We start from the raw sequence: 20,511 nt of genomic DNA on the forward strand, positions 1-20,511 counted from the left end.
TTATGCCTCCTTGCCATTAGCTATTGGTAGCGCGGCTGCCAATTCGGTGTTAAGTTGAGCGACCGACGTTGACTGATTTGCTTGTGTATCTGCATCATCAAGGGTCTGACCGCTCTCTTTACGTAGCATATCTAGATAAGGCTTATAGCCTTGATCGCCTAACCAGAACTGAATCATGTTGCTGACGCCGCGGCTTGTTAGTGTTGCGCCGCTGATACCATCGACCCAATTGTCTTTCGGATTACCCGCTTTGGTCACACCAGTAGCAACGTCGCCATTGTCATCATAAGAATGGATGCCATTCCACTGTGCGCGCCACTCTGGCTCTTCAATACGAGCGCCAAGACCTGGGGTCTCTTTATGCTCATAAAAACTGATACCTTTGATGGTATTCATGTCACTTTCAAGCGTTAAGAAACCATAAATCGTACCCCATAGCCCGTAGCCTTGAATAGGCAATACAACCAGTTCAGGTTTGCCTGCGTCATCTTCTTTGACATAGACTTTGGCGTATTTTGGCTTACGGCCAATACCAGCAGGATCATTGTCGCCCAAGTCTTCGCTTAAGGCTTGGTTTTTGGTCGCTTGACTGGCGTCATAAGCATTACGATCAGGAATACCCGCCGTTTTTAACTCATCATCATCAAGGTAGTTGCCTTTGTTTAGATCAATGATTTTGACATCAAAATCTTTAAAACGTTCGGCGACATCATCTGCTGTATCAGACTCAGTATTGTACATGTCAGCGGCGACCAAGATGTTTTTATTGCGATCCAAGCGTGCATTTTCGATTTGTGCAGGTTTTAGGCCAACAGCGACAGCTGAGACCAATACTGAACAAACCAAGCACAGCGTCAAAGCCACACTGATGGTTTTGGCATTATTACTTTTGGGCTTGGACATAACGAACCCTCCGAGCAGTTTGGCGTTTGATATTTGCTTGGGTCACAAAATAATCAAACAGTGGAGCAAATAAGTTGGCAAACAAGATAGCCAGCATGATGCCTTCTGGGAAAGCTGGGTTAATAACACGAATCAGAACGGTCATAAAACCGATCAAGATACCATAAGCCCAGCGGCCCTTATTGGTGTGCGCAGCAGAAACGGGGTCGGTTGCCATGAATACTGCACCGAACGCAAAACCACCGATAACCAAGTGCCAGTAGAATGGCAAGCTCATCATCATATTGTCATCAGAGCCAATCAGGTTGAACACCAATGAAGTAGCAATCAAACCAACCACACAACCTGCCATGATGCGCCAAGAAGCAATACGCGTCCAAAGCAACACCGCAGCACCCATTAGGATAGCTAGCGTCGATACTTCACCGATACTACCTTGCATGTTGCCTAAGAATGCATCACTCCACGTGATGGCATTGCCATAGACATCAACAAAATCTTGAGGAACCACACCAAGCGCGGCAAGCCCAAGCGGGGTCGCACCTGAGAAGCCATCTACAGCTGTCCATACTGAGTCGCCAGACATATAGGCTGGATAGGCAAAGTATAAGAACGCACGGCCTGATAGGGCAGGATTCAAGAAGTTTTTACCAGTACCACCGAACACTTCTTTTGCGACCACCACACCAAAGATAATACCGAGGGCAACTTGCCATAAAGGAATATCAGGTGGTAAACATAGTGCAAACAGAACTGACGTCACAAAGAAACCTTCGTTAACTTCGTGTCCGCGGACGACCGCAAAGATAATCTCACAGAGAATACCGACGGCAAACGTCACGATATAAATCGGCAAAAACTGCATGGCCCCATAAACAAAGCTTGCCCAGATACTGTCTGGGTTGTAGCCTGCCATACTAGTGATGACGGTACGCCAGCCTTCAGGTTGCAGACCGAGCTGAGCGATAGCGGTTAGTGCTTGATGACCGATGTTGTACATACCCCAAAACATTGCTGGGAAAGTACATAGCCATACCGTAATCATAATACGCTTTAAGTCGATACCGTCACGAACGTGTGATGAAGCGTACGTTGTGGTGCCTGGCTGACGAAGAAACGTATCAAACATCTCAAAAATAGCATAATACTTTTCGTGTTTGCCGCCTTTGGTAAAAGATGGCTCCATACGATCGAACATATTGTGTAAAAATTTCATCGTGGTTAGCCCTCCAGCTCAATGCGCGTTAAGTTATCACGCAAAATATCACCGAACTCATATTTGCCAGGAGATACAAAGGTGCATAGTGCCAAGTCTTCTTCATCCAACTCAAGTGCACCCAAATCAGTGGCACTGATGATGTCTTCGACAATCAAAGCACGTAACAATTGAGTGGGCAGGTAATCTTGAGGCATGACTTCTTCATAGACACCAATCGGTACCATTGCTCGTGGTGAGCCATTACTTGTTGTGGTGAAATTGTACTTTTTGCCACCAAAAAACTGCGAAATATAGATAGGCAGCTTTGAGAAGCGGTTTTTACCGAGGCTAAAGAAGTGAAACGCAGGACGCTCACGACCTTCAGGCAGTGCACTGATCTGATTATGAAAACGACCAAGATAAGCGATATTGTCAAATACTCTGCGACCAGACAATACTGAACCTGAGATGATACGGTTCTCGCCTGCCGCTAGCTGACCTTTGGTTAATGCCGTAATATCAGCACCACGCTCGGTTGCAATCAGATGCGGATTGGTAACCGCAGGGCCGGCCAAGCTTAGCATACGACGTGTATATAGACGTCCAGTTGTGAACAGCTTACCAATCGCAATCACATCTTGATAACCAATCGTCCATACGGTCACGCCGCGGCTGATAGGGTGCAAGAAATGAATGTGCGTACCTGCAAGACCTGCTGGATGTTTACCCGCAAAAGCATGATACTCAGTGACATTATTAGCCGCAGTTTTTGCAACTGGCGTCAACTGGGCGTCGCCATGGTGGCAGACAAAGGTCTTGGGCGTGAGTGTTGAGAGTACTGCTAGGCCATCATTGAACGCTTGTAGCTGCTCATTGATCACCAGCATTGGATCAAGGGCGAGTGGATTGGTGTCCATTGCTGTCACAAAGATAGCATGTGGACGAGCGCCGATTTCGGGCGCACGGCTATAGGGACGTGTGCGAAACGCAGTCCATTCGCCAGAGGCAATCAGTTGGGTTTCAACGACTTCAGAGTCTAGGTCAGCAAGCTGCTGTGAGTCATAGCGCTCAAAGTCTACTTCTTCACCATTCGGGTCGACCTCAATCACAAGACTCTCAAACACTCGACGTTCGCCACGTTTAACAGCGACGACCTTACCAGCAGCAGGGGCAGTATAGATGACGCCAACACGCTTTTTGTCTTCAAAAACGGGCTGACCTTTGGCTACAATGTCACCTTCTTTAACATTCATCGTAGGCTTCATGCCCACGTAATCATAGCCAATAAGTGCTACATGTGTCGGTTGGTGCTCAGATATCTCGCGGGAGGGTTCACCGGTGATGGGCAAATCCAAACCTTTTTTGATGGTAATCATAAGCGAAAACTTAGTCCATAGTCTAAAACGATACCAGACATCCTGTTTGGTACATCGGTAGCTTGAACATTTATCTCACTCAATAAAGCCTTCAATCATCTATTTCTATACTGAAATAAGGATGAAAGCTCTCTGAAGATAATACATGATCATAACTACTATTAAGAGTATTAACGCTGACCTTAGACTCCTTAACAACACGTTAATGTCTTATTCGAATTACCAAAGTGGCGACTGGCTACCAAGGTGTATGCTAAAACTATTGAATCAAAATCAATCGCCAAAAGCACATTGCCAACAGAGATTACTTTGAAAATAACAGCCTTATCATACGTTTCATTGAAATTAAAAACTTGTAATACCAGTATGATGGGCCACTTTTATCCAATCAGCATCATTCAAAAATACGCAATTTTTTAGAGGTATGACTAAAAACGATCTATTGAAGTAGATGATCAACTGGCTAAAAGACAACCTAGATAAGCAAGCATCACATTATTTTTGTGAGCTGCCAAACTCTAGTCATAACTGTTTTATATTGTTAGCTAGTAATAGTGTTTTAAACGGCAACCAATGGGGCTTTATACTGCAGTATCGGTGGTATACAGACTACCAGATTAGATTTCTATTATAACCCTTTTTGGCAATATATCAGTTAATATCATACGGATATATTGAGCCATTGCTCATTGTCTCTGAGGCATTATGAAGTGCGATTAAGCAATACCGTCTCAACAAAAAGCGTAACGCATGGTTACTATCACATAGAAACAAATAAAAATTTACCTAGGATTATACGCTAAATTGACCTAAAATTGCCAGTCAGTAATAGAATTTAACGAATGTTGGTGGTGATTCTACGTACTACAACTGACGGCCATAACTATTTGGTTTTGGTTGTATTCCATCTTTGTTTGAATAGACTTTCACCCTATTTTGCCTGATTGGTGACGCTGTCTGTACGCCATGCCACGTTTGCGTGGTGTTTTCTATCGTTGTTTGATTCTCTAATATCGTTTCATTCTCAACAATGTAATTGTCTAAATTTATTGCCAATATTGTGCTTTATAAGGAATGCTATATGTGTGCTGTGCCTGTCATTATCCCGGCTATTGATTTAAAAGATGGTAAATGTGTACGTTTAAAACAAGGCCGTATGGAAGATGATACGGTGTTTTCTGATGACCCAGTCGCTATGGCTGCACGTTGGGTAGATGAGGGCGCACGCCGTCTGCATTTGGTCGATTTGAATGGTGCTTTTGATGGCGTGCCAGTACACAGACAAGTGGTCAATGATATTACCAAAGCATATCCGAACCTGCCTATTCAGTTGGGCGGCGGCGTGCGTAATATGAATACCATCGAGCAGTACATCACTGCAGGTCTAACTTATATTATCATCGGTACAAAAGCGGTTGAAGATCCGGATTTTGTTGCTAAAGCTTGCCGTGAATTTGCAGGACACATCATTGTTGGTATCGATGCCAAAGACGGTATGGTCGCCACTCATGGCTGGGCCAATGTTACCGATACCAAGGCTACTGAGCTTGCCAAGTGCTTCGCTGATGTAGGTGTGTCATCAATCGTTTATACTGATATTGCCCGCGATGGCATGATGCAGGGCGTGAATGTTGAACAAACCGTTAATTTGGCGCGTGAAGGCGGATTACCAGTGATTGCATCAGGCGGCGTTACCGATATGAAAGATATCGAGCTGTTAAAGCCTTATGGTGATTGTATCGAAGGTATTATTACTGGTCGTGCTATCTATGAAGGCACGTTGAATTTGAGCGAAGCGCAGCTTTACTTAGATAGCTAAATAAATCAAAAATTAGTCGGTTAAAATCAGACAGCTAATTATCAGCAATCAGCTAAGCAAGAAAAACCCGTAAAAAATAAAGGATGCTTATGGCCAGTTATTTTGACCGTCCAATGATACGCCGTTTTATAAAAGCGTGGGGTCAAATGGTGTTGCTGTTAAGCATCGTTTGTACGTGGCCCGCCTATGCAGCTGGTGAAGAACTCTCTGGCATTGCAACTGCGCTCGGCATGGAAAGTACACAAGAGGCAACACCTGATAGTGATCCTGCGCCAGACGAGGAAGCATCAGACCCCGCCACCTCATCACCGACACCTGCCCAGCCCCCCGTCATCAGCGGTGAGAGCACCAATAACGGTCAAATTGAAACCACACCCACTCCGCAAAAAGATAATGAAATCCGTCAGCGTATCAATGGTATTTTCTCTGAAATCGAAGGTCTACAAGCCGTTACTGTCAGTGTGAGCCAAGGCGTGGTCACCTTGGCAGGAGAGACTGCCAACGAAAAAAAAGCGCAGCAGGCCATCAATCTGACCAACCGTTTGACTGATGTAGTCACCGTTGATGACAATATCAATCGCACATTAGATGTCCAAGAAAATGTCTCGACAGTTTATCAAGGACTAAAAGCGCAATTGGAAAATTTAGTGAAGGCGCTGCCTTTGCTATTGGTCGGCGTTGTTATATTTGCATTGGTCACATGGTTTGGTAGTTGGTTGTCCAATTGCAAAAGAATGTGGCAACGCTTAACGCCAAATCCGTTTGTCGCTGAGCTATTATCGCAGACCGTCAAAGTTATTTTTATAATCTTTGGTCTGATCTTGGGACTGAGCCTTATCGGGGCAGAAACCATCTTAGGTACTTTGCTTGGCGGCGCAGGTGTCATCGGTATTGCCGTTGGTTTTGCAGTCAAAGACACTATCGAAAACTATATTGCCTCACTAATGCTCAGTATCCGCCAGCCATTTCGCGCCCGTGATCAGGTGGTTATCAATGGGCAAGAGGGTATTGTCGTTCGTCTGACCTCACGTGCGACGATACTGATGACATTGGATGGCAATCAGTTGCGTATTCCGAATGCTGAGGTGTTTAAAGGCACCATTCTCAACTACACTAAAAATCCCGAGCGCCGCTTTACTTTTGAATTAGGTGTTGATGCGAATGATGATCCGCTAGCAGCTATCAAAGTAGGACTGGATGCAATAGGTACGCTCGCATTTGTATTGGAGGAGCCCAAAGCCATCGCGGTGATTACCAATGTGGGTGATTCCAATATCGTTTTAGAGTTTCAGGTTTGGGTAGATCAATCAGAGACGGACTTTGCTAAAGCGCGTAGTATTGCCATCAGAGAGACCAAACATGCACTAGAAAACGAAGGCTTTAGCTTGCCTGAACCCATTTATCGTTTGCGGTTTAACGACAAATTAGAGAAAGCCATTGAACATATGCAGAACAGTACGAGCAGCGCTAAATCTGACATGACGATAACCTCAACCACGCCTGAGCCTACTTTTACCCATCAAGATAATGAGAATCCTGTTGATGATAAAGATAAAAAGCAAGCGAAGGCGCGAGCCAAAGTTATTTTGCAAGGCCGTAATGCTGATGAGGTCCTCGATGCCCGCCCTGATGACAAGCTGATGGAAAAGGTCGAGCAAGAGATTGCTCAAAGCTCAGATGAAACGGATTTACTCAATAATAATAGTCCGCAAGAATAGTAAGAGATAGTAGGTTTAAAAGTAGGCACAAAAAGTGCAATGGAACTCGTATTTGGTAATTAATCAAAGTCGAGATTTTTTATGGAAATGAAGCATGTAATCATATTTGCCGTAATCGGAATCGTGGCACTATTGGGCTTTAATATCGTTAATGGTAACAGTCATGAGAAAAACAGAGAGGTTGCCGTTAGCAGTACTGTTTCTGAACAGCCTACAGCAGCTGTATCTGATGCAGATAGCTCTAAGAATAGCTCTGCAAATATCGCCAGCAAACCACTTGGCGAACAGCCAAAAGCCATTTTAGATGATGCAACCAATAAAATCGATCAAGCGCAGAAATCTGAGCAAGATCGTTTGGAACAGATGAGTAATGCACAGTAAAAAAATATTTAGCCTAAAACTATAAATAACAAAGCATAAAAAAGGGCCAACGTTATCGTTAGCCCTTTTTTATTTATGGTGCTACAGTTTCAGATTAGCTTTTTTTTGCTAGAGCTTCTACGACTACTTCTCTTTGCTGGACCTTTCTTAGACGGCTGTTTTTTGGTCTGATTCATGGCACTAGACTGAAGTTTTTCTTTCAAATCAAAATCAATTTGCAGTAAGTCCATGTTGACGCCAGCAACCTGTACCTTGACCAAGTCACCAAGTCCAAACAGCGTGCCTTTGTCTTTGCCGATGAGCTGCTGTTGCTGCTCATCATAAACAAAGAAATCATCGCCCACATTGGAGATATGTACCAAGCCATCGATGTATAGATCAGTCAACGTAACGAATAGGCCGAAGTTGGTCACGGTCGTCACAACCCCTTCGAACTCTTCACCGACATGATCCGTCATATAATGACACTTGAGCCAAGACTCTACAAAGCGAGATGCTTTTTCTGCACGGCGCTCTGTATCAGACGTCTGTGTACCCGCGCCGTCAAGTGAAAAATCCATGACAGGTTGCTTGCTGTTTGTTACTTTTGCTTTGATCGCACGATGCAGCATTAGATCTGGATAACGGCGAATCGGCGAGGTAAAGTGGCTATATTCATCATAAGCCAAGCCGAAGTGACCAATATTGTCAGGGGCATAATTTGCCTGCATCATCGAGCGCAGCAACATGCTATGAATGCTAATCGCATCTGGTCTGTCTTTGGTTGCTTCAATAATACGCTGATAATCGGCTTGCGTTGGATTCTCTTGTGGGAAGGGTAGGCCAAAGTTTTTTGCATATTCGTGAATACGCATTGATTTTTCATTATCAGGCTTATCGTGGTTACGATATAAGACTGGCAGCTCATGTTTGAGTGCAAAGTTTGCCGCGCAGGTATTAGCGAGGAGCATACACTCTTCAATCAGCTTCTGAGAGTCACCGCGAGTACGCGGTAATATAGCGTCAATCCCGCCTTTTTCATTAAATTTGATGTAGGTTTCGACCGTCTCAAACTCCATGGCATGACGCTCTTCACGTTTTTTGAGCAGTAACTCATAAAGCTGATGCAATGTATCAATCGATTTTTTGACGTCTTTATTACCCGTTAATGATTTAGGAAGTCTCTTATCAGTCGGATTGACAAAATAGTCGTTCACTTGGTTATACGTGAGACGCGCTTGTGAGTGCATCACCGATGGATAAAACTCATATCCTGTGACCTTACCTGCACGTGATACTTTAATATCAGCCACCATGCATAGACGATCAAGGTTAGGGTTCAATGAACACAGACCATTAGAGAGAACTTCAGGGAGCATCGGAATCACACGATGCGGGAAGTATACAGACGTACCGCGCTCGTAAGCATCTTGATCTAGTGGTGAGTTTGGCGTGACATAATAGCTGACATCCGCAATTGCGACCACGACGCGGTAGTTGCCGCCTGAGCGCTTCTCAGCAAATACGGCATCATCAAAGTCACGAGCATCTTCACCATCGATAGTAACGAGTGGCAGATGACGCAAATCTTTGCGACCTTTTATGTCTTTCTCAGTTGGTTCTTGATATTCAGCAGCTTGTTTGAGCGCCGCTTCACTGAAATCTGATGGGATATCATAGTTCAGTAAAGTGGTCTCAATAATCAGCTCTCGATCGTTATCATCAGACAATACCTCAGTGATTTTGCCAGTGGCAAATTCATGCTGGTTCGGCCAGTCGATGATATCGACTTTGACAGGCGCGCCTTGTTTGATATTGAGGGCTTGGACATTATCATCAGTGACAGTGATTGGTTGATGACTGTTTGGACTACCAAGCTCAACACAATAGCCGTCTTCATCACGCGCAAGTGTACCGATAAAGTTGTTCTGGCGGCGCTCAATCACATCGACAATACGACCTTCAGTACGACCGCGATTGTCTGTTGACGTGCCAACTGCTGCTACTGTATCGCCATTGAATACCCAGCGCATTTGTTTTTCATGCAAAAATAAATCTGGCATATCACTTAGCACCACAAAGCCAAAGCCTTTTGGATGTGCAGATACGGTGCCTGTAACGATATCTTGCTTAGTGACTGTGCGATAGCGATAGGGACGGCCTTCGCGATTGACTTGACCGTCGCGTGCCATGGCTTTTAGGCGATTGCCCAAAGCATCAAACTGATCTGGATCTTCAATCTCAAAGATCTGCGCCAGCTGCTTGTGAGTGACTTCCCCATGCTCACCAATCGTACTGAGTATCAACTCACGACTAGGGATTGGGTTGTCGTATTTTTGTGCCTCACTTGAGGCGTTTGGATCATTCCAACTCATAAATTACCGTATCTATTTTTTAAATTATTAATAGTGACTATATTAACACGAACGGCAGCGCAATATCTTGCGTCAATTGCCTTATGTGCCTTCAATAGCAAAAAGCGTTGCATTTTTAAATGAACGCTATTGGGATCAATCAAATATCGATATCAACACTGCTTGATTGATTGGTGATTTTTTTACTGTCTAGCTCTTTTGAGACTTCTAGCACTGTGGTTTGATTTGATTTATCCAGGTATTTCTGTGCTTTATCGACTTCAGTGGTCAAGCTATTGACCGTTTGTTTCATATTTTCTAATGCTTCGATTTTATAATTACTAATCATATCCATGGTGTCATAGACATTATTGAAGGCATTTTGCAGTTTATCAAGCTCAATGCTACTACTTGTTGCTTGTTCATGAATCTCACCTGACTGACGCTTAAGCATGGCAGAGGTTGACTCAATCAAACTACTGGTGGTCTTGTTTAACGCAGTGATTTGATCAAGTACCAGCTTTTGATTGGTCATGGCTTGAGCAACTACCACCGCCGTACGTAGTGCTGAAACAGTGGTCGTCGTTGCTCGATCAACCCCTTTAATCAGCTCTAGATTGTTTTTACGGATGGTGTCGAGCGCTAGATAACCTTGTACGTTGACGGCCAACTGAGTTAAAAAGTCAGTGTTTTTTTGACGTACATAAAACAGCATCTCTTCTTTGATAATACGCGCTTTTTCAGGATCAGTCGCTTCTATGGCGTAGACTTTTTGCTCTAGTTGCTCATCTATCTTTTTGCCAACATAGATATACTGGCGTATAGACTGCATCAGCTCCCACATATTGACTTTTTCTTGCTCAATCATTGCATTGTCTTTGAGCAATTCATCTTTACCGTTATATAAACTGGTTACTACTGCATTGATATGCGATTGCGCTGACTCATACTGACGGAAATAGTCTTGCACTTTATTACCAAATGGAATCAGACCGAATAGCTTACGTGAATTGGTCAGCTCTTTTTTGCTTGGGTCCAAATCTTCGACGATACCGCGTAATTCGGTTAAAGATTTGGCGATAGGGGAGTTATCAAACAAGCTGTCATTGAGGCTTTTGGCCGGTAGCTCAAGCATACGATTAGAGACTTGCGCTGACTCACGAATCTCTTTGGTGCCCAGATTATGAATGGATTGGACGTTTTGCTGAAATTCTGGACTGTGCACGGAGTTAGTAATCACGTGATCGACGAACGCATCCACTTTGGCATCCAGCTCCGGAATTTGGCTTTCATCCAACTTAACCATTTGATCGGCTTCACTTTTTTGTATTTCTTTGACAGGTTCAGGCGCTGTGAGAGAGATACTAGGAGTTGTGGCGTTTTCTGGTGGTGTTAATTCTTGCATGAAATTTCCTTTGATGTCAGATAAAAGCAGTGTTTTTATAAACGACTCTATTGGTCGTGATATAGATTATTGTTGTACACTGACTAAAAATTTTGATAAATGCTGATTAGCAAATATAAAACAGACTTTTAGACTACCGCGTAATCTAATAGTTGAGAAGGTAGATTTTGTAAAATAGCGTCAGCCAATTATATCTGGCTAAATACATTTAAAAGAGACAGTAGGCAGTCCAAATAATAAAAAACCATCAATATCCCGTAGCATATTGATGGTTAGAGTTATAAATAACTATATGGACTGACAGCCACTACTTAAAGCAATCTCATAAAAGACTACTTTTTCTTTGTAGGTCCAAGCAACATACCCATCTGACGACCTTCCATCTTAGGAAATTGTTCGACGTTTGAGATATCAGCGGTATCTTCAATGATGCGGTCAAGTTGCTTGCGACCAATATCTTGGTGCGCCATTTCGCGTCCACGGAAACGAATACTAATCTTAACCTTATCTTGATTTTCTAAGAAACTAATGATTTTACGCAGCTTAACTTGATAATCCGCCTCTTCAGTACTAGGGCGTAGTTTCATCTCTTTAAGCTGAGTCTGCTTTTGGTTTTTTTTAGCTTCTTTAGCCTTTTGCTTTTGATCATAGAGGAAATGTTTATAATCCATGATCTTACATACTGGCGGCTTAGCTTCAGGAACTAATTCAACCAAATCTAGGTTTTCATCACGTGCCGCTTTCATCGCGGTTGCGATATCAACTACACCCATTTGCTCGCCATCTTCTTTGACGAGACGGACTTCTTTGACGTTGATATCTTCGTTGATGTTCAAACGGTTGGACTGTTTAATAGGTATTACTCCTCATCTGTTTTTGGGGTCTGTCGGCCTTTTTTACTGACAGCGGTCTGTACTAATGTAATAAATTTAGAAACACTCATCACGCCAAGGTTCTCACCTTCGCGCGTTCGGACGTTGACACTGCCCGATTCCACTTCTTTATCCCCTAATACTAGCATATAGGGAATACGTTCTAATGTTTTCTCTCGTATCTTAAATCCAATCTTTTCGTTACGCAAGTCGCTAACCGCACGCAAACCTGCATTTTTGAGCTCACTAACCACGTTTTCACAGGCATCAGCTTGCTTATCAGTGATGTTCATGACCACAACTTGTTGCGGTGCTAGCCATACTGGCATCCAACCAGCATAGTGTTCGATCAAAATACCAATGAAGCGCTCAAATGACCCTAAGATGGCACGGTGCAACATAATAGGCACTTCACGATCGTTCTGCTCATTGACGAACTCAGCATCGAGGCGCTCAGGCATATTGGGATCTACCTGAATGGTACCGCATTGCCAAATACGACCTAACGAGTCTTTTAGACTAAACTCAATCTTTGGACCATAGAAAGCGCCTTCGCCAGGTAGATAATCCCAGTCTAGGCCTGAGCTATCAAGCGCATCTGCTAACGCCTTTTCTGCAAAGTCCCAAGACTCATCACTACCAACACGTTTTTCAGGGCGAGTAGACAGCTTCATAATAATGTTGTCGAAACCAAAATCTTCATAGACAGCAAGCGTTAGCTTGATAAATTCTGCTACTTCTTGCTGAATCTGTGCTTGCGTGCAAAAGATATGAGCATCATCTTGCGTAAAACCACGTACGCGCATCAGACCGTGCAATGAACCTGATGGCTCGTTACGATGGCAAGAACCAAATTCTGCCATACGTAGTGGCAAATCACGGTAAGACTTTAAGCCTTGATTGAACACTTGCACATGACAAGGGCAGTTCATTGGTTTTACGGCATAATCACGATTTTCACTAGAGGTTGTGAACATATTAGTTGCGTAGTTGCCCCAATGTCCTGAGCGCTCCCACAAACTACGATCAACGATTTGCGGTGTCTTAATCTCTTGATAGCCATTGTCGTATTGTACTTTGCGCATATACTGCTCAAGTACTTGATAAATTGTCCAGCCATTCGCATGCCAGAATACCATACCTGGCGCTTGCTCTTGCATATGAAATAGGTTTAACGCTTTACCAATTTTACGATGGTCACGTTTTTCTGCTTCTTGAATACGCTGGATATAGGCTTTTAGCTGTTTTTTATCAGCCCAAGCAGTACCATAGATACGCTGCAGCTGCTCGTTTTTCGCATCACCGCGCCAATAAGCACCTGACATTTTGGTCAGTTTAAATACTTTCAAAAAGCGCGTATTGGGCACATGCGGGCCACGGCACATATCGACGTATTCTTGATGATGATACAGACCAAAAGCTTCTTCACCTGGCATATCATTAATCAGTTTTAGCTTATAGTCTTCGTTACGTGATTCAAAGATCTCAATTGCTTCGGCACGTGGCGTCATTTTTTTGATAACGTCATAATCTTGCTTGATCAGCTCCATCATGCGTTTTTCAATAGCTTCCATGTGCTCAGGCGTAAATGGCGTTTCACTAAAGATATCGTAATAAAAACCATCATCAATAACAGGACCAATGACCATCTTCACATCAGGATATAGCTGTTTAACTGCATGACCAAGCAAATGCGCGCATGAGTGACGAATGATATCGACACCGTCATCGTCTTTTGGCGTTACGATTTCAACGTTGGCATCAGCGACGATAGGATCGTACGCATCTACTAGGTGACCATTGACACGTCCAGCAACTGTCGCTTTAGCGAGCCCTGTCCCAATACTTTGCGCCACTTCCATGACTGTTGTATGACCTTCGAAGTTTTTCACGCTACCATCGGGTAAAGTAATCGCTACCATAATCTATTCGCCTGTTATTGGGTCCGTTGGCAGTGATGATTGCAACCATCAATCATATAACCGTGAGACCGCATCAATTATATCTAATTATTGTGATATATAGTAAGAGTGACACATTACTTGCTACTGCTTTGTACTGCTATATATTGTGGGTTTTATTGGTTATTCAAGAGTGTCTAACCAATAACGACATCATAGACAGAACTCTGTCATCTATCTAATACAGATAATCAGCAAAAATAAGTAATGCAATAAAAGGATGATTATAGCAAAAACCGTCTACCAAGACTAGATAGCAAGGGGTAGAGCCTTAAGCTCAATCAGAGATAAACTGCGAAAGTTATTTTTGAACATTTCAAAATAGAATGTTGGCAAAACTATATAAAACTTGGCGATTGACCTTCTGTATAGCGATGTTTGTAGTAATATCAATATTGAAGGTGGAAGAAGTAAAAGCAAATTCAAAGAGGTAAAAAATACTTCAAAGATAATAAACGGCAATACATATCTGATAAAACTATCAATCAGAGCACACTTCTATTTTCTTTCCTTTTAAAGCAGCCAGCTCCAACCCATTGAAAAAACTACCATTTTTATGTTCCACTAAAATAAGTCCAAAAACATCAACAAAACAGGTTGACACAAAAGTTAAACCCTCTATAATACGCCCTCATCAGACGAGCTGGCAGTGAAAGATGTGTAGATTACACATTAATAACCCAGTTAACCTGGCGAAACAAATTACAAAAAGTCTTGACAATTCAAATCATTATGATAAGATAGTCGGCTCGCTAGATAGCTTAACCGGAGACGGAAAAGGCGAATAGCGTTAGTAATACCCTATATATCGATGACTGGACGACAGTGATTGAGACTATTTAAAAGCATAACTAAAGAACAACTTGTGTGGATTTTTGCTGATTCAGAATGCTAAAAAATAAAGTTGGTCGACTATCTTTTCGGTAGAACACCAACTATAAAAATTATCATTTAAGACAGCAGAAAAACTCAAAGTTAATTCATTACGAACATAATTACGAGCGATTTTGCCAGATTAAATGAGCCAAGATTAGAAGTCGTCTTCCTATTTATAGGTAAAGGCTTCAGATAGATTAAACTGAAGAGTTTGATCATGGCTCAGATTGAACGCTGGCGGCAGGCTTAACACATGCAAGTCGAGCGGAAACGATGATAGCTTGCTATCAGGCGTCGAGCGGCGGACGGGTGAGTAATACTTAGGAATCTACCTAGTAGTGGGGGATAGCTCGGGGAAACTCGAATTAATACCGCATACGTCCTACGGGAGAAAGGGGGCAACTTGTTGCTCTCGCAGGCGTCGAGCGGCGGACGGGTGAGTAATACTTAGGAATCTACCTAGTAGTGGGGGATAGCTCGGGGAAACTCGAATTAATACCGCATACGTCCTACGGGAGAAAGGGGGCAACTTGTTGCTCTCGCTATTAGATGAGCCTAAGTCGGATTAGCTAGATGGTGGGGTAAAGGCCTACCATGGCGACGATCTGTAGCTGGTCTGAGAGGATGATCAGCCACACCGGGACTGAGACACGGCCCGGACTCCTACGGGAGGCAGCAGTGGGGAATATTGGACAATGGGGGGAACCCTGATCCAGCCATGCCGCGTGTGTGAAGAAGGCCTTTTGGTTGTAAAGCACTTTAAGCAGTGAAGAAGACTCTTCGGTTAATACCCGGGGACGATGACATTAGCTGCAGAATAAGCACCGGCTAACTCTGTGCCAGCAGCCGCGGTAATACAGAGGGTGCAAGCGTTAATCGGAATTACTGGGCGTAAAGCGAGCGTAGGTGGCTTGATAAGTCAGATGTGAAATCCCCGGGCTTAACCTGGGAACTGCATCTGAAACTGTTAGGCTAGAGTAGGTGAGAGGGAAGTAGAATTTCAGGTGTAGCGGTGAAATGCGTAGAGATCTGAAGGAATACCGATGGCGAAGGCAGCTTCCTGGCATCATACTGACACTGAGGCTCGAAAGCGTGGGTAGCAAACAGGATTAGATACCCTGGTAGTCCACGCCGTAAACGATGTCTACTAGTCGTTGGGTCCCTTGAGGACTTAGTGACGCAGCTAACGCAATAAGTAGACCGCCTGGGGAGTACGGCCGCAAGGTTAAAACTCAAATGAATTGACGGGGGCCCGCACAAGCGGTGGAGCATGTGGTTTAATTCGATGCAACGCGAAGAACCTTACCTGGTCTTGACATACACAGAATCTTGTAGAGATACGAGAGTGCCTTCGGGAATTGTGATACAGGTGCTGCATGGCTGTCGTCAGCTCGTGTCGTGAGATGTTGGGTTAAGTCCCGCAACGAGCGCAACCCTTGTCCTTAGTTACCAGCACTTCGGGTGGGAACTCTAAGGATACTGCCAGTGACAAACTGGAGGAAGGCGGGGACGACGTCAAGTCATCATGGCCCTTACGACCAGGGCTACACACGTGCTACAATGGTAGGTACAGAGGGCAGCTACACAGCGATGTGATGCGAATCTCAAAAAGCCTATCGTAGTCCAGATTGGAGTCTGCAACTCGACTCCATGAAGTAGGAATCGCTAGTAATCGCGGATCAGAATGCCGCGGTGAATACGTTCCCGGGCCTTGTACACACCGCCCGTCACACCATGGGAGTTGATTGCACCAGAAGTGGTTAGCCTAACTTAGTGAGGGCGATCACCACGGTGTGGTTGATGACTGGGGTGAAGTCGTAACAAGGTAGCCGTAGGGGAACCTGCGGCTGGATCACCTCCTTATAGACGGCATTCGCTCAGCAAGAATTCACAACAAGTTGTTCTTTAGTTTAAGCTTACGTTTTAGGACGTATCAGGGTCTGTAGCTCAGCTGGTTAGAGCACCGTGTTGATAACGCGGGGGTCAGTGGTTCGAGTCCACTTAGACCCACCATTATTAATGTAGGTGAAAGAGCCCTAAGTAAATCTCCTTTAAGGGATTTCCTCTTGCGCTCGGATCGAAGCAGTGCTTCGATTGTATCCTCGCTCAGGGGCCATAGCTCAGTTGGTAGAGCGCCTGCCTTGCACGCAGGAGGTCAACGGTTCGACTCCGTTTGGCTCCACCACTACATACGGCTAAGCTTAGCGTGCTAAATAAAATAGGTATCAAATAGAAACAAGTGATTCATCTTGAATAAAGACACGATTACTTCTTTCTGTTTTATACAGAAAACTATGACTCGACGAGAGCATAGGAACTATTTAAAAACATAGATATGAGTCTGGGTTAGGATGAGCGTATTCACGCGCCCATCTTAACCTTAATAACTCACCTCTTAACGACATTATTTGTTATCCCAGGGGTGAGTTATTAAAAAAGTAAAGAGAACTGAATCAAGCGTATAAACATAGGTGATATCGTTATCATAATTAGATTGTATGACACTTAGAAGTCGAAAGACTACTTGGGGTTGTATGGTCAAGTAATGAAGCGCACATGGTGGATGCCTTGGCAGTCAGAGGCGATGAAAGACGTGACAGCCTGCGATAAGCTTCGGGGAGGCGGCAATATCCTGTGATCCGGAGATTTCTGAATGGGGAAACCCACTTACCATAAGGTAGGTATCCTAATTTATTAGGAAGCAAACGAGGGGAAGTGAAACATCTCAGTACCCTTAGGAATAGACATCAATTGAGATTCCCCTAGTAGCGGCGAGCGAACGGGGAGAAGCCGATTAAAGCTAATGTAGAAGAACAGCGTGGGAAAGCTGACCATAGTAGGTGATAGTCCTGTATTCGAAACATTAGCGTTAACATATTAAGTAGAGCGGGGCACGAGAAATCCTGTTTGAAGATGGGGGGACCATCCTCCAAGGCTAAATACTCCTGACTGACCGATAGTGAACCAGTACCGTGAGGGAAAGGCGAAAAGAACCCCTGTGAGGGGAGTGAAATAGAACCTGAAACCGTGTGCGTACAAGCAGTGGGAGCCCACTTGTTGGGTGACCGCGTACCTTTTGTATAATGGGTCAGCGACTTATATTCTGTAGCAAGGTTAACCGTTTAGGGGAGCCGTAGGGAAACCGAGTCTTAATAGGGCGACTAGTTGCAGGGTATAGACCCGAAACCGAGTGATCTATCCATGAGCAGGTTGAAAGTGCCGTAACAGGCACCGGAGGACCGAACCCACTGTCGTTGAAAAGCCAGGGGATGACTTGTGGATAGGGGTGAAAGGCTAATCAAACTCGGTGATAGCTGGTTCTCCCCGAAAGCTATTTAGGTAGCGCCTCGGACGAACACCATTGGGGGTAGAGCACTGTTTCGGCTAGGGGGTCATACCGACTTACCAAACCGATGCAAACTCCGAATACCGATGAGTGATATCCGGGAGACACACGGTGGGTGCTAACGTCCATCGTGGAGAGGGAAACAACCCAGACCGCCAGCTAAGGCCCCAAATTCCTAGTTAAGTGGGAAACGAGGTGGGAAGGCATAGACAGCTAGGAGGTTGGCTTAGAAGCAGCCATCCTTTAAAGAAAGCGTAATAGCTCACTAGTCGAGTCGGCCCGCGCGGAAGATGTAACGGGGCTCAAACTAGGAGCCGAAGCTGCGGATTTGAATTTGTTTTCAAGTGGTAGGGGAGCGTTGTGTAAGCCTGTGAAGGTGTGTTGTAAAGCATGCTGGAGGTATCACAAGAGCGAATGCTGACGTGAGTAACGATAATGGGTGTGAAAAGCATCCACGCCGGAAGATCAAGGGTTCCAGTCCAACGTTAATCGGGGCTGGGTGAGTCGACCCCTAAGGCGAGGCCGAAAGGCGTAGTCGATGGGAAATCGGTTAATATTCCGATACTTGTTTATAATGCGATGGAGGGACGGAGAAGGTTATGTCAGCCTGGCGTTGGTTGTCCAGGTGAAAGGATGTAGGTTTATAGCTTAGGTAAATCCGGGCTATTCTATACCGAGATCTGATAGCAAGCTGTACATGTACAGCGAAGTGGCAAATACCATGCTTCCAGGAAAAGCTTCTAAGCAATAGTTATAAACGAATCGTACCCTAAACCGACACAGGTGATCAGGTAGAGAATACCAAGGCGCTTGAGAGAACTCTGCTGAAGGAACTAGGCAAAATGGTACCGTAACTTCGGGAGAAGGTACGCTGTTGGTGGTGATAGGACTTGCTCCTTGAGCTGCTGGCAGTCGCAGATACCAGGCTGCTGCAACTGTTTATTAAAAACACAGCACTCTGCAAACACGAAAGTGGACGTATAGGGTGTGATGTCTGCCCGGTGCTGGAAGGTTAATTGATGGGCTTAGCGTAAGCGAAGGTCTTGATCGAAGCCCCAGTAAACGGCGGCCGTAACTATAACGGTCCTAAGGTAGCGAAATTCCTTGTCGGGTAAGTTCCGACCTGCACGAATGACATAATGATGGCAGCGCTGTCTCCAGCAGAGACTCAGTGAAATCGAAATCGCAGTGAAGATGCTGTGTACCCGCGGCTAGACGGAAAGACCCCGTGAACCTTTACTACAGCTTTACATTGAACTTTGACCTGACTTGTGCAGGATAGGTGGGAGGCTTTGAAACTGAGACGCCAGTCTTGGTGGAGCCATCCTTGAAATACCACCCTGGTCATGTTGGGGTTCTAACTCAGGTATCACAATACCGAGGACAATGTATGGTGGGTAGTTTGACTGGGGCGGTCTCCTCCTAAAGAGTAACGGAGGAGTACGAAGGTGCGCTCAGACCGGTCGGAAATCGGTCGAAGAGTATAAAGGCAAAAGCGCGCTTAACTGCGAGACCCACAAGTCGAGCAGGTACGAAAGTAGGTCTTAGTGATCCGGTGGTTCTGTATGGAAGGGCCATCGCTCAACGGATAAAAGGTACTCTGGGGATAACAGGCTGATACCGCCCAAGAGTTCATATCGACGGCGGTGTTTGGCACCTCGATGTCGGCTCATCTCATCCTAGGGCTGAAGCAGGTCCTAAGGGTATGGCTGTTCGCCATTTAAAGAGGTACGCGAGCTGGGTTTAGAACGTCGTGAGACAGTTCGGTCCCTATCTACCGTGGGCGTTGGAAATTTGAGAGGATCTGCTCCTAGTACGAGAGGACCAGAGTGGACGAACCACTGGTGTTCGGGTTGTCATGCCAATGGCATTGCCCGGTAGCTACGTTCGGATGGGATAACCGCTGAAAGCATCTAAGCGGGAAGCCCACCTCAAGATTAGATTTCCCTAAAGAGCCGTTCAAGACTAGGACGTTGATAGGCAGGGTGTGGAAGCACAGTGATGTGTGTAGCTAACCTGTACTAATTGCTCGTTTGGCTTGACCATACAACACCCAAGTGGTTTGTATCAAGTCTAATTAATCTATCTTGTATAGCCCAGGCTATAGAAACAGACAGAACATTTCGATATCACCGTTAACCTTGATTCAGTTAGGGTAAGTGGTACTTATCAAAAGTCACACGAACAGACTCATATCTAACCCCCTTTGCTGACGACAATAGCGCGATGGCACCACCTGATCCCTTCCCGAACTCAGAAGTGAAACATCGTTGCGCCAATGGTAGTGTGGTTCGCCCATGTGAGAGTAGGTCATCGTCAGCTC

Annotated in this window: 10 protein-coding genes, 2 tRNA genes and 3 rRNA genes; 8 read left to right on the forward strand and 7 right to left on the reverse strand. The window is 44.8% G+C overall.

Features of this window, described 5'->3' with window-relative positions; genetic code table 11:
- From HL061_RS08755 to HL061_RS08765, 3 genes are read right to left on the reverse strand one after another with little or no spacing between them, the layout of a single operon-like run.
- Entirely contained in the window at positions 1-903 is a 903-nt protein-coding gene (locus HL061_RS08755; RefSeq protein WP_071002704.1) for a Na(+)-translocating NADH-quinone reductase subunit C, read from the reverse strand.
- The gene (locus tag HL061_RS08760) at positions 884-2,119 is read right to left on the reverse strand and encodes an NADH:ubiquinone reductase (Na(+)-transporting) subunit B (RefSeq protein ID WP_071002705.1); all 1,236 of its coding nucleotides are present in this window, start codon (positions 2,117-2,119) and stop codon (positions 884-886) included. The genes HL061_RS08755 and HL061_RS08760 overlap by 20 nt, the downstream gene beginning before the upstream one ends.
- A gap of 5 nt (positions 2,120-2,124) precedes the next feature.
- Positions 2,125-3,477 carry a Na(+)-translocating NADH-quinone reductase subunit A gene (locus HL061_RS08765; RefSeq protein WP_071002706.1) on the reverse strand — a complete coding sequence of 451 codons (1,353 nt, stop codon included), beginning with the start codon at positions 3,475-3,477 and terminating at the stop codon, positions 2,125-2,127.
- A 1,081-nt stretch (positions 3,478-4,558) separates the two neighbouring features.
- On the opposite strand from HL061_RS08765, the gene hisA reads away from it, so the two are divergent.
- From hisA to HL061_RS08780, 3 genes are all read left to right on the forward strand, one after another.
- Positions 4,559-5,296: a 1-(5-phosphoribosyl)-5-[(5-phosphoribosylamino)methylideneamino]imidazole-4-carboxamide isomerase gene (gene hisA / locus HL061_RS08770; protein WP_071002707.1), complete on the forward strand. Its 738-nt coding sequence runs from the start codon at positions 4,559-4,561 to the stop codon at positions 5,294-5,296.
- Positions 5,297-5,385: 89 nt separating this feature from the next.
- Positions 5,386-7,014: a mechanosensitive ion channel family protein gene (locus HL061_RS08775; protein ID WP_252962732.1), complete on the forward strand. Its 1,629-nt coding sequence runs from the start codon at positions 5,386-5,388 to the stop codon at positions 7,012-7,014.
- An 81-nt stretch (positions 7,015-7,095) separates the two neighbouring features.
- Positions 7,096-7,395, forward strand: a complete 300-nt coding sequence (locus HL061_RS08780) for a hypothetical protein (protein WP_240365640.1) — start codon at positions 7,096-7,098, stop codon at positions 7,393-7,395.
- Positions 7,396-7,484: 89 nt separating this feature from the next.
- Here HL061_RS08780 and rnr read toward each other — a convergent pair whose 3' ends face one another.
- The 4 genes from rnr to thrS form a co-directional block, all read right to left on the reverse strand.
- Positions 7,485-9,749: a ribonuclease R gene (gene rnr, locus HL061_RS08785; protein WP_252962733.1), complete on the reverse strand. Its 2,265-nt coding sequence runs from the start codon at positions 9,747-9,749 to the stop codon at positions 7,485-7,487.
- A gap of 139 nt (positions 9,750-9,888) precedes the next feature.
- On the reverse strand, positions 9,889-11,133 hold the full coding sequence (locus tag HL061_RS08790; protein ID WP_071002711.1) for a toxic anion resistance protein: 1,245 nt from the start codon (positions 11,131-11,133) through the stop codon (positions 9,889-9,891).
- A 332-nt stretch (positions 11,134-11,465) separates the two neighbouring features.
- Positions 11,466-11,969: a translation initiation factor IF-3 gene (gene infC / locus HL061_RS08795; protein ID WP_240365639.1), complete on the reverse strand. Its 504-nt coding sequence runs from the start codon at positions 11,967-11,969 to the stop codon at positions 11,466-11,468.
- A gap of 23 nt (positions 11,970-11,992) precedes the next feature.
- On the reverse strand, positions 11,993-13,927 hold the full coding sequence (gene thrS, locus HL061_RS08800) for a threonine--tRNA ligase (protein WP_240365638.1): 1,935 nt from the start codon (positions 13,925-13,927) through the stop codon (positions 11,993-11,995).
- Positions 13,928-15,041: 1,114 nt separating this feature from the next.
- Between thrS and HL061_RS08805 the strand changes: the two genes are divergently transcribed.
- The 5 genes from HL061_RS08805 to rrf all read left to right on the forward strand — a co-directional run bounded on the left by HL061_RS08805 (position 15,042) and on the right by rrf (position 20,510).
- Positions 15,042-16,705, forward strand: a 16S ribosomal RNA gene (locus HL061_RS08805).
- 73 nt (positions 16,706-16,778) lie between these two features.
- Positions 16,779-16,855: transfer RNA gene (locus HL061_RS08810), tRNA-Ile, on the forward strand.
- Positions 16,856-16,951: 96 nt separating this feature from the next.
- A tRNA-Ala gene (locus HL061_RS08815) sits at positions 16,952-17,027 on the forward strand.
- Between the two features lie 351 nt (positions 17,028-17,378).
- Positions 17,379-20,234: ribosomal RNA gene (locus HL061_RS08820) — 23S ribosomal RNA — on the forward strand.
- A 162-nt stretch (positions 20,235-20,396) separates the two neighbouring features.
- Positions 20,397-20,510, forward strand: a 5S ribosomal RNA gene (rrf, locus tag HL061_RS08825).
- The 16S, 23S and 5S rRNA genes sit together here with 2 tRNA genes alongside, the layout of an rRNA operon.
- Position 20,511: the final 1 nt, after the last annotated feature.

This window comes from Psychrobacter sp. PSP (genome assembly GCF_024085615.1).
In the GTDB taxonomy this organism is placed as follows: domain Bacteria; phylum Pseudomonadota; class Gammaproteobacteria; order Pseudomonadales; family Moraxellaceae; genus Psychrobacter; species Psychrobacter pacificensis.